The sequence below is a fragment of the Streptomyces sp. Alt3 genome (assembly GCF_030719215.1).
Lineage (GTDB): Bacteria > Actinomycetota > Actinomycetes > Streptomycetales > Streptomycetaceae > Streptomyces > Streptomyces glycanivorans.
The window spans coordinates 5,395,416-5,406,739 of sequence record NZ_CP120983.1; the positions used below are offsets into that span (position 1 = coordinate 5,395,416).

General features: G+C 71.3%; 9 protein-coding genes and 1 tRNA gene. 9 read left to right on the forward strand and 1 reads right to left on the reverse strand.

Annotated elements, in window-relative coordinates; translation table 11 throughout:
- The first annotated feature begins 111 nt into the window (after positions 1 to 111).
- Both P8A20_RS23745 and P8A20_RS23750 read left to right on the forward strand, forming a co-directional pair.
- Positions 112 to 708: an NADPH-dependent FMN reductase gene (locus P8A20_RS23745; RefSeq protein WP_306104221.1), complete on the forward strand. Its 597-nt coding sequence runs from the start codon at positions 112 to 114 to the stop codon at positions 706 to 708.
- A 253-nt stretch (positions 709 to 961) separates the two neighbouring features.
- Positions 962 to 1,531 (forward strand): hypothetical protein, encoded by a 570-nt coding sequence (locus P8A20_RS23750; RefSeq protein ID WP_306104222.1) that lies wholly within the window; start codon positions 962 to 964, stop codon positions 1,529 to 1,531.
- Between the two features lie 516 nt (positions 1,532 to 2,047).
- On the opposite strand, the gene P8A20_RS23755 is transcribed toward P8A20_RS23750, so the two are convergent.
- Positions 2,048 to 2,120 (reverse strand) — tRNA-Arg (locus tag P8A20_RS23755).
- A gap of 319 nt (positions 2,121 to 2,439) precedes the next feature.
- On the opposite strand from P8A20_RS23755, the gene P8A20_RS23760 reads away from it, so the two are divergent.
- From P8A20_RS23760 to P8A20_RS23790, 7 genes are all read left to right on the forward strand, one after another.
- Entirely contained in the window at positions 2,440 to 4,083 is a 1,644-nt protein-coding gene (locus P8A20_RS23760) for a GTPase domain-containing protein (RefSeq protein WP_147963470.1), read from the forward strand.
- A complete protein-coding gene (locus P8A20_RS23765) occupies positions 4,080 to 6,032 on the forward strand; it encodes a GTPase (RefSeq protein ID WP_306104223.1) in 1,953 nt (650 codons plus the stop codon). Before P8A20_RS23760 ends, P8A20_RS23765 begins: the two co-directional genes overlap by 4 nt.
- Before the next feature lie 155 nt (positions 6,033 to 6,187).
- Positions 6,188 to 6,613, forward strand: a complete 426-nt coding sequence (locus tag P8A20_RS23770; RefSeq protein ID WP_306104224.1) for a single-stranded DNA-binding protein — start codon at positions 6,188 to 6,190, stop codon at positions 6,611 to 6,613.
- 248 nt (positions 6,614 to 6,861) lie between these two features.
- A complete protein-coding gene (locus P8A20_RS23775) occupies positions 6,862 to 8,280 on the forward strand; it encodes a Cys-Gln thioester bond-forming surface protein (protein WP_147963467.1) in 1,419 nt (472 codons plus the stop codon).
- Positions 8,281 to 8,487: 207 nt separating this feature from the next.
- Complete coding sequence (gene ettA, locus P8A20_RS23780) at positions 8,488 to 10,152, forward strand: energy-dependent translational throttle protein EttA (RefSeq protein WP_147963466.1); 1,665 nt, start codon at positions 8,488 to 8,490, stop codon at positions 10,150 to 10,152.
- A gap of 5 nt (positions 10,153 to 10,157) precedes the next feature.
- Positions 10,158 to 10,580: an acyl-CoA thioesterase gene (locus P8A20_RS23785; protein WP_073746812.1), complete on the forward strand. Its 423-nt coding sequence runs from the start codon at positions 10,158 to 10,160 to the stop codon at positions 10,578 to 10,580.
- Positions 10,577 to 11,272 (forward strand): DUF8010 domain-containing protein, encoded by a 696-nt coding sequence (locus P8A20_RS23790; RefSeq protein WP_147963465.1) that lies wholly within the window; start codon positions 10,577 to 10,579, stop codon positions 11,270 to 11,272. The genes P8A20_RS23785 and P8A20_RS23790 overlap by 4 nt, the downstream gene beginning before the upstream one ends.
- The last annotated feature ends 52 nt before the right edge of the window (positions 11,273 to 11,324 follow it).

Here is an 11,324-nt window from a genome sequence, read left to right on the forward strand (position 1 = left end):
CGTTCGAGGATAGGGCGCGGCGGGCGGATCGCGGAGGGCCGAGGGAGGCCCTGCGGGGGCCAGCCTGAGCACGGTCTGGCTGTGGCCGCGGCGTGGTCCGATCGTGAGGGCATGGACAGCAACAGGCACAAGCTGGTGATCCTCGTCGGAAGCGTTCGCGAGGGACGGTTCGGCCCGGTCGTGGCCTCATGGGTCGCCGAACAGGCGGCAGCCCACGGCGCGTTCGACGTCGGCATCGTCGATCTGGCCGATCTCGACATCCCGTTGGAGCTTCCGGCGGCGTCGCCGAAGTACGCCGGGGACGACTATCCCCGCCCGGCCGGGATGGCGGCGCTGACGTCGGCCCTGGAGGGCGCCGACGCGTTCGTCGTGGTCTCGCCGGAGTACAACCACAGCTATCCCGCGTCGCTGAAGGCCGCCATCGACTGGCACTTCACCCAGTGGACGGCCAAGCCCGTCGCGTTCGTGAGTTACGGCGGGGCGGCGGGCGGCCGGCACGCGGTGCTGCACCTGGAGAACGTACTGACCGAACTGCACGCCGTCACGATCCGCGACGGTCTCGCCTTCCCGAACTACTACACGGCGTGGGAGGACGGCCGCCCCCTCGACCCCGGGGCCCCCGGGTACGCCAAGACGCTGCTCGAACAACTGGCCTGGTGGGCGGGTGCCCTCCGGGCGGCGCGCGAGGCGAACCCGTACCCCGCCTGACGGGAACCCGGCGCCGGACCTCCCCTGCGCGACCTGGAGGGTGGTCCGGCGCTCCCGCGCGCGCTGCGCTCACCCGCGTCGATGCCCGATGCGGACTTCACGACGCGACCACCGGCATGTCACGAACGTGTCCTGAAGACGATCAAGAGGCAACTCGTGCAACCCCACCGGCCGTCTCGGGAGGCAGAAAGCCACACGGGCGAACAACCGCCCAGCCCAGTCGCCCGCTCCCCCACGCAGAGGAAAGACCAGCATGCGCACTCGGAAGATCTCGGTACTGACCATGACCGCCGTGGCCCTCGGCCTGGCGCTGACGGCATGCAACAACGACGGTGGCGGCGACGCGTCCTCCTCTGCGAGCAGCTCGTCGGTGACGGCCTCGGACACCCCGCAGTCCGGCACCGCGGAGGGCAAGTCGTCCGACACGCCTGCGGAGTCCGGCACGAAGTGCACGGACCAGGTCAACTACGCGGGTGACTCGCGGTCGAACGCCGAGATCAACTCCATCGGTGAGGACACGGGGACGTGCCCGCCGGTGCAGAAGGCCGGTGAGGGGTCGGGTACGCCGAAGGACCCTGACACGAAGTGCACGGACCAGATCAACTACGCGGACGACTCGCGGTCGAACGCCGAGATCAACTCCATCGGCGAGGACACGGGGACGTGCCCGCCGGTGCAGAAGGCCGGTGAGGGGTCGGGTACGCCGAAGGACCCTGACACGAAGTGCACGGACCAGATCGACTACGCGGACGACTCGCGGTCGAACGCCGAGATCAACTCCATCGGCGAGGACACGGGGACCTGCCCGCCGGTGAAGAAGTGAATCGCTGATCGTCCCAGGAGCAAGGAGTCCCGGGGTCTGTCGGCGGACGGAGTCACGCCGCGCGCCGCCCCGGTACCCGGAAGACCGACCGTGCCGGACCGCCCTCGCAGCCGAGCGAGGCCGGCCCGGCGCTCACGCGTTCGCTACGCCGCACTCGTCGGCTCGGTACGCAGGGGCGTTGCACGGAACACGCGGTCGGCGCCGCGGCGCTGCGCTTCGGTGAGTGTGTCGAGGAGCGGAAGAGGGCGGGCGGTCACGGGCACGGCGACCTACCCCCCGCTGCCTCACGCTTACCGCAAGCGCACGATACGACGGTCCACGCGCGGGCGCCGGCCGTTCGCTGTACACGCCCGATCGGTCGGAAGCCCGGTGACAGCCGGACAGCGCCGGACCGTCCTCGTGGTCACATGAGGCCGGTCCGGCGCTTACGTTCCCGCTACGCATCACTCGGTAACGTGCCCCTGACCAGCGAAAAGGCCCTCCGGGGTGGAGGGCCTCACAGTGGTGCACGTTGAGCGCCCCCGGCAGGACTCGAACCTGCGGCCAAGCGCTTAGAAGGCGCCTGCTCTATCCACTGAGCTACGGGGGCCGGGTGTCGGCCTGATGCCCCGGAGGGCGCTGGTTCAAGCCATCCGCGGACCTTGCCGGGACAAGGATAGGGCTCAGATCACCTCGTCCCGGTTGCTTCACCTGCGTGGCACGATGTGGAGGTTCGGTGAAGCGAACCGATAATCGCAGGTAGGTGCGATTCATGCATCGCTTTTCGCGCCTCGCGCCCCGGGCGTTGTGCACTCGTTATGCCTGCGCCCTACTCGTCCCCTCTGTCCCCCGGGATGGATTCGCCGCGCAGAGGGGCCTATACGCTTCAAAATGGCTCCAAAATTGGGCATTCTTCACATGTGGTAACCATGGATGTACGGCCCCAGCTCATCGACGCACTTTCCGCCCTGCGCGACCGTGTCGCTGCCGTGCGTCTTCCACTCCCGCTGCCGGGCGCCCCGCGCGCCCGGCAGACGCGGACCGAACTGCTCGCCCAGCTCGACGACTACCTCGTACCCCGTCTCAAGGACCCCGAGGCGCCGTTGCTCGCGGTCATCGGGGGATCCACCGGCGCGGGCAAGTCGACGCTCGTCAACTCGCTGGTGGGTTGCCGGGTCAGCGAGGCCGGGGTGCTGCGCCCCACCACGCGCACCCCCGTGCTCGTCTGCCACCCGGACGACCACCACTGGTTCGCCGGGGTGCGGGTGCTGCCCCAGCTGACACGGGTGTGGCTGCCTCCGGGGCAGGTCCCGGACCCGGACGGCCTCGACCACCTGGGGATCGACGGCGACCGGGACGACACCGTGCTGCGGGTCGAGACCGCGGCGACCCTGCCCAGGGGACTCGCGCTGCTCGACGCACCCGACATCGACTCCCTCGTCGTACGCAACCGGGTCCTGGCCGCCGAGCTCATCTGCGCAGCCGACGTATGGGTGATGGTGACCACCGCGTCCCGGTACGCCGACGCCGTGCCGTGGCACCTGCTGCGCACCGCCAAGGAGTACGACGCCTCCCTGGTCACCGTCCTGGACCGGGTGCCGCACCAGGTGATCGCCGAGGTGTCCCGGCAGTACGCCGCCCTGCTCACCCGGGCCGGTCTCGGCGAGGTGCCCCGCTTCACCATCCCGGAGCTCCCCGAGTCCGCGGGCGGGGGCAGCGGACTGCTGCCCACCACCGCCGTCGCGCCCCTGCGCGCCTGGCTCACCCACCGGGCGCAGGACCCGGCAGCCCGTCAGCAGGCCGTGGGACGCACGGCGACCGGGGTCATCGACTCGCTCAACGTGCGGATGCCCGAGCTGGCCGGGGCGGTGGCGGCGCAGTACGCGGCGGCCGTGCGGCTCACCGGCGTGGTCGAGGAGGCGTACGGGAAGGAGCTGGCACGCGTGCGGCGGCGGCTCGGCAACGGCGCGGTGCTGGCCGGCGGAGCACGCACCCGGTGGCGCGGATACCCGCTGTACAGCACCGCGGGAGAACTCCTGGACGCGCTGGTGGAGAGCCTGGTGGCCCTGCTGCAGTGCGCGGTGGCGGCCTCCGACGAGCAGATCCGCGCGACCTGGCAACGCGAGCCCGCCGCCGGGATCTTCCGGTTCGAGGACGCGGGCCGTGAGGCCGGAGGGTGGGGGCCCGCCGAGGACATCCAGGGCCGGATCGGCATGGCCGTACGGCGCTGGCGGCGGGTGCTGGAGGAACTCGCCGAGGAGGAGGCGCGGCTGCTCGAACGCAACGCGGCGCCCGACGCCGAGACGGTGGCGGCGCTCCTGGCCGCCGCCCTCCTCGGCGGGCGCCGCGCCAGGGGCGCGGGGGAGCAGCTCGCCGAACGGATCGGCGCCCAGGGGGCGCTGCGCCTCCGCGACAAGGGCGGGGCGCTGCTCACCGGCTGCCTGGACCAGGTCATGCAGGGTGAGCGCGATCGCCGGCTCGCCCCGCTGGACGGGCTCGAGGTCGCCCCCGAACCACAGGCCGAACTCATCGCAGCGCTGTCCCTACTGCAGAAGGCGAGGTGGCAGCGATGACTGCCGTCACTGACCAGGGCCGGGACCACGGACAAGGACACGGGCCCGAAGGGGAGGGGCCGGCGGAGGTCCCGGGCGACGACGTGCGGCGCTGGGACGACGGGCTCATCGCCCGCCGCGCCGCCGAGGCCGCGCAGGACAGGCTGGAGGCCGAACGGCCCCCGCAGGACGAACCGGGGCCCGAGGCCGAGGCGTACGCGATGCCCGGCAGCTCGCTCAGGCCCCGGCTGGACGCGCTGCGCGAGCTGGTGGGACTCTCCCGCGCCCGGCTCGACGGCGGAACCCTGGCCGAGGCCGGACGCGTGCTCGACGAGGCGTCGGCCCGCCAGCGGCTGTCGGCCCGGCACACGGTCGTTGCCGTCGCGGGGGCCACCGGAAGCGGGAAGTCCACCCTCTTCAACGCACTCGCGGGCGTGCAGATCTCCGACACGGGGCTGCGCAGGCCGACCACCTCGGCGCCCATCGCCTGCAGTTGGACCGACGGTGCCGCGGGGCTGCTCGACCGGCTGGCCATCCCGGGACGGCTCCGGCGCAGGCCGGTGCAGGGCGGTACGGCCGTCGACGAGGCGCTGCAGGGTCTCGTCCTGGTGGACCTGCCCGACCACGACTCGGCGGCGACCGGGCACCGGGATCAGGTGGACCGGGTGCTGGCCCTGGTCGACGCGGTGATCTGGGTCGTCGACCCGGAGAAGTACGCCGACGCCGCCCTGCACGAACGCTATCTGCGGCCGCTCGCCGGGCACGCCGAGATCTCCTTCGTCGTGCTCAACCAGATCGACCGGCTGTCCGGCGAGGCCGCCGACCTGGTGCTGGACGATCTGCGCCGGCTGCTCGACGAGGACGGCATGGCGGTGGGGGAACACGGCGAACCCGGCGCCACGGTCATGTCGCTGTCCGCGCTCAGCGGGGCCGGGGTGGGCGACCTGCGTGAACTGCTCGGCAGGTTCGTCCAGGACCGCACCGCGGCGGCGCGCAGGCTGTCCGCCGACGTGGACGCGGCCGCGGCACGGCTCCGGTCGGTGTACGTCGCCGACGGGCGGCCCGGACTCGGCGAGCGGGCCCGCGACGAGTTCACCGAGCGCCTCGCGGAGGCCGTAGGAGCGGCGGCGGCCGGCCAGGCGGCGGAGCGTGAGTGGCGCAGGAACGCGGGCCGGGCCTGCGGGACTCCCTGGCTGCGGCTCTGGCGCTGGTACGAGTCCACCCGGCAGCTCGGGGGCCTCGACCTGATGGCGCAGGTGCTCGCACCTCCGGAGGAGGAGCTGACCGCCCGGCAACGGGTGGAACAGGCCGTGCGGCAGTTGGCGGACGACGCCGTCGACGGGCTGCCCACGCCATGGGCCCAGGCCGTGCGCGAGGCGGCGGTGAACGGGGCGAAGGGACTGCCCGAGGCGCTGGACGACCTGTCACGGAACGCGCAGTCGGGAGGCGGCGGCCGGGGCCGCGGAGGCAACACGGACACCGGATCCGCTCCCGTCGGGCAGGGCGGGTCCACCACGGCGGCGGGGCGGGGAAAGCGTGGCTCCGCGTCGTCGGGCAGGGCGACCGCACCCGTCACCGGGGCCCCGGTGACGCGTGGCACCAGGCCGCCGCGCCCCGCGTGGTGGCCGGCGGCCGTCTTCGCGCAGGCCTCGATGACGTTGCTCCAGATCTTCGGGGGCCTGTGGCTGCTCGGCCAGATCGTGGGCGTGATCGAACCCGGCCTGCTCACCCCGGCTCTGCTCATGCTGGCGGGAGTGATCGGCGGACCGCTCGTGGAGTGGTCGTGCGCGGCCGCGGCGCGGGGTCCGGCGCGCAGGTACGGGCAGGAGGCGGAGCGGCGCCTGCGCGAGGCGGCGGCCGGCTGCGGCAGGGCCAGGGTCCTCGATCCGGTGGCGGCGGAACTGGCGCGCTACCGGGAGGTGCGGGAACGCTATGTGGCGGTGACGGAGTTTTCCACAACCGGTGCGTGATCCACAGGCCCCGGCGGGATTCCGCGTTTCCGTCCAGCATGGTCTCAGCGGTCCGGCCCCGGGCGCCGGACCGCACGGTCCTCGCACCGCGTCGGTGCGGGGCGGCCGGCGGGACGGAAAGCGGACGGAATGCCGCGGGGAATCGGGGACGGGAAATGAACGAGACCATGGTGACGCTGGTGGGAAACGCGGCGACCCCGGTGGATTTCAGGGAGACGGCGACGGGATCGACGGCGCGATTCCGGCTGGCTGTGACACCCCGGCGGTGGGACCGGGAGCAGCAGGTCTGGACGGACGGCAGCACCGGCTTCTACACGGTGTGGGCACGGCGGACACTCGCGGCGAACCTGTCCGGTTCGGTCTCCGTCGGAGAGCCGCTCGTCGTCCACGGCCGTCTGAAGGTGCGGGAGGAGGAGCGGGACGGGGTGTGGCGGACCTCCGTGGACATCGACGCGGTGGCGGTGGGACACGACCTGACGAGGGGCACGGCCGCGTTCCGGCGCGTGGTCAGATGCGACCCCGCCCTGACAGCGCCTACGCACCGTCAGAAACCGGCCACAGAAATGACATCGGTGTCCTGAAGGGGAGGGGGCGCGCCGAACAGGGCTATAACGATTACGAGTCGGAATGCTTATCTGACGGCATGACGGGGGATTCCCCTCCGCTCGCTCCTTACGATTCCCCCGTACTCATGCGGCACTTGAGTTTGCTGGCGAGGCACCTCCCACACGCACACCACGCGTGAAGGCCTCGCCCGGAGGGGAATTCTGTGATTTCTGTGTCTTCAGCGTTCACTTCGTCGTCCACGGCGGCGACGGAGGGCTCCCCAGTGGGCCCGAGCAAGGGCCGCGGTCTCGTCAGGACGGCCGCCGCGATGCTGGCCACCGGGCTGGTCGCCGCGGGAACGATCGTCGGAGCGACGGCCGCCACGGCCGCGCCCGCGGACGAGTCGGGTGCGCACCAGGGTGGTGCGGTCGCCGTACTGGACGGTCTGAAGACCTACGGCACCGCCCAGCTCAACACCGGTGAGGGCAAGAAGCCCCAGGAGCTGCCCGCCGGCCTGTTCGAGATGAAGGTCGACGGCGGCGGCACGATCCAGACGTACTGCATCGACTTCCACACGCCCACCAAGGACGGCGCGAAGTACCTGGAGACCCCCTGGGACCAGTCTTCGCTCGGTGCCAACGCGGACGCCGGCAAGGTGCGCTGGATCCTGCAGCACTCCTACCCGCAGGTCAACGACTTCGCGGCGCTCGCCAAGGAGGCCGGTACCGGCCCGCTCAACGAGAAGACCGCCGCCGCCGGCACCCAGGTCGCCATCTGGCGCTTCTCCGACAAGGCCGATGTGACGGCCAAGGACGAGAACGCCGAGAAGCTCGCCGACTGGCTGGAGGCGAACGCGCAGAACGTCGCGGAGCCCAAGGCGTCCGTGGGGCTGTCTCCGGCCGCCGTCTCCGGCAAGGCCGGTGAGAAGCTGGGTCCGATCACCGTCCACACCGACGCCGGCCAGGTCTCGGTGGCACCGCCCGCCGACGCCGCCGCCAGCGGGGTCCAGGTCACGGACAAGGCCGGCAAGGCCGTCACCGAGGCCGCCGACGGTTCCGACCTGTACTTCTCCGTCCCCGAGGACGCCACCGACGGCTCCGCCTCGCTGACCGTCCAGGCCACCACGTCCGTGCCGGTCGGCCGGGTCTTCGCCGGGCTCACCAAGAGCCAGACCATGATCCTCGCCGGCTCCAGCGAGTCGACCGTCTCCGCGACGGCGACCGCCACCTGGGCCGAGAAGGGTGCCGTCCCGGCGGTCACCGCGCAGAAGAACTGCGCCAAGGGCGGCGTCGACATCACCGCGAGCAACACCGGTGACGAGGCGTTCACCTTCGAGCTCGCCGGTACCGAGCACACCATCCCGGCCGGTGAGACCCGCACGGTGACCGTCCCGGTCGGCGAGGACGAGGCCTACGACTTCACGATCACCGGCCCCGGCGGCTTCAGCGAGAACTTCAAGGGCGTCCTGGACTGCGAGACCGCAGGCACCCCGGCCCCGGGTGACGACACCACGACCCAGACCGGTTCCGAGCCCACGCCCGCGCCCGCCGCGAGCACCCCGGGCACCGAGGGTGACCTCGCCGCGACCGGCGGTTCCAGCGCCACCCCCGTCATCGCGGGTGTCGCCATCGCCCTCGTCGTCCTCGGCGGCGGCGCGGTCTTCATGCTCCGCCGCAAGAAGCCGCAGACCAGCGGTGAGTGACTGAGCACAGGCGCAGCGGGAATGCGCCGGTGAAGGGCCTGGTACGGACCTCCGTACCAGGCCCTTCGTGTTCCCCGGGCCCCTCCGGGCGGGCCGCCCCAAGGGGTCCGGCCCGTACCGGGGACCGGACGGGTTTCCATCCGGGCACGGACGTCAGGCAAGATGGGTGTATCTGCCCACACCTCTATTGCTGCCGGACGGTTTCTCTTGGCTGAGTACATCTACACCATGCGCAAGACGCGCAAAGCGCACGGCGACAAGGTGATTCTCGATGATGTCAACCTGAACTTCCTGCCCGGCGCGAAGATCGGTGTCGTGGGGCCCAACGGTGCCGGTAAGTCCACGGTGCTGAAGATCATGGCGGGCCTGGAGCAGCCGTCCAACGGCGACGCCTTCATCTCGCCCGGGTTCAGCGTCGGCATCCTCATGCAGGAGCCGAAGCTCGACGAGAGCAAGACCGTGCTGGAGAACGTCCAGGACGGCGCCGCCGAGATCATGGGCAAGCTCAAGCGCTTCAACGAGGTCGCCGAGCTCATGGCGACCGACTACTCCGACGCGCTCATGGACGAGATGGGCAAGCTCCAGGAGGACCTGGACCACGCCAACGCGTGGGACCTCGACGCCCAGCTGGAGCAGGCCATGGACGCCCTGGGCTGCCCGCCCGGCGACTGGCCCGTCAACAACCTCTCCGGCGGCGAGAAGCGCCGTGTGGCGCTCTGCAAGCTGCTCATCGAGGCCCCGGACCTCCTCCTCCTCGACGAGCCCACCAACCACCTCGACGCCGAGTCGGTGAACTGGCTGGAGCAGCACCTCTCGAAGTACGCGGGCGCCGTCGTCGCCGTCACGCACGACCGGTACTTCCTGAACAACGTCGCCGAGTGGATCCTCGAGCTCGACCGGGGCCGCGCCCTGCCCTACGAGGGCAACTACTCCACGTACCTCGACAAGAAGGCCACCCGCCTCAAGGTCGAGGGCCGCAAGGACGAGAAGCGCGCCAAGCGGCTCAAGGAAGAGCTGGAGTGGGTCCGCTCCAACGCCAAGGGCCGGCAGACCAAGTCCAAGGCACGTCTCGCCCGTTACGAGGAGATGGCGGCCGAGGCGGACAAGATGCGGAAGCTGGACTTCGAGGAGATCCAGATCCCGCCGGGCCCGCGGCTCGGTTCCATCGTCGTCGAGGTCGAGAACCTCTCGAAGGCCTTCGGCGACAAGGTCCTCATCGACGACCTGTCGTTCACGCTGCCGCGCAACGGCATCGTCGGCGTCATCGGTCCGAACGGTGCGGGCAAGACCACGCTGTTCAAGATGATCCAGGGCCTGGAGACCCCCGACTCCGGCGCCATCAAGGTCGGCGACACGGTCAAGATCTCCTACGTCGACCAGTCCCGCGCCAACATCGACCCGAAGAAGACCCTCTGGGCCGTCGTGTCGGACGAGCTGGACTACATCAACGTCGGCCAGGTCGAGATGCCCTCGCGGGCGTACGTCTCCGCGTTCGGCTTCAAGGGCCCGGACCAGCAGAAGCCCGCCGGTGTCCTCTCCGGTGGTGAGCGCAACCGTCTGAACCTGGCGCTTACGCTCAAGGAGGGCGGCAACCTGCTGCTCCTCGACGAGCCCACCAACGACCTCGACGTCGAGACCCTGTCCTCGCTCGAGAACGCGCTGCTGGAGTTCCCCGGTGCAGCGGTGGTCATCTCCCACGACCGCTGGTTCCTGGACCGCGTCGCCACGCACATCCTGGCGTACGAGGGCGACTCCAAGTGGTACTGGTTCGAGGGCAACTTCGAGTCGTACGAGAAGAACAAGGTCGAGCGTCTCGGCGCGGACGCGGCCCGCCCGCACCGTGCCACCTACAAGAAGCTCACGCGAGGCTGATCGAGTTGGCCCGTCACATCTACAGCTGCCCACTCCGCTGGTCGGACATGGATGCCTTCGGCCACGTGAACAACGTGGTCTTCCTCCGCTACCTGGAGGAGGCGCGCATCGACTTCATGTTCCGGCTGGCGCCGGGGGACGGTTCGCCGTCCTTCTCGGGCGGCTCGGTCGTGGCCAGGCACGAGATCGACTACGTGCGCCCGCTGGTCCACCGGCACGCGCCGGTGACCATCGAGTCCTGGGTCACGAAGATAACGGCCGCGTCCCTGACGATCGCCTACGAGGTCAAGGACCCCGAGCAGGTCTACGTACGGGCGTCGACGGTCGTCGTGCCCTACAACCTGGCCGAGGAGCGGCCCCGGCGGATCACCGCCGAGGAGAAGCTCTTCCTCCAGGAGTACCTCGACCAGGAGCCCGCCGTCGTATGACAGTGCCCGTACGGTCGCCGCGGTTCGCCGACGCGAGGGAGGCGGCGGACCTCGCCGCCTTCCTCGGCCGACTGCTGCACTACGACCGGGCCGCCGCCGTCCGTCTCCAGGCGGGCGGCGGCGCACTGGCCGTATTCGGCCGGCCGCCGTCGTTCGAGGTCCTCGCGATCCGGACGGCCAGGCTGTCGGCGACCCACGAGTTCGACGTCACGGTCTCGGCCGGCGAACTCCTCGAATCCCTGGACACGGACGGCACCGACGGCGAGGCCGGTGTGAGCGCGCTCCCGTCCGCCGTCACCGGGCCCCCGTGGGCGGGGATGCTGCCACCACGTGGAGGCTGGCGGGAACGCCCCGGGCTGCCGGGACCCCTGGACCTCCGCACCCGGCTCGCCGACGCGGTGGCCGAATTCCGGTCCCGCGACGCGGCGTTGCCGGAGGACCGGCGCACCCGGGCGGAACGCGACCTGATCGGCCGCGACATCTGGTCCCGGACCGTCGGAGACACGGAACTGCCGCTGCGCGCGGTGCACGCCGCGCAGTCCCTCGGCTTCCTGCGCCCGGCCCCCGACTTCCCCGTCGCGCTGCTCACGGCCGGCGCCTGGCTCCGGCTGCGCACGCCGTTCGGCTCGATCGCCCTGCGGGGCACGGGCGGCGGCCTCGGCACGCTCGCCGTGACGGTCGGGACCGTCTGAGGAACGGCCCCCTCCCGCCGGAACAGCCCCCCTCTTGCCGGAACGGCCGGCT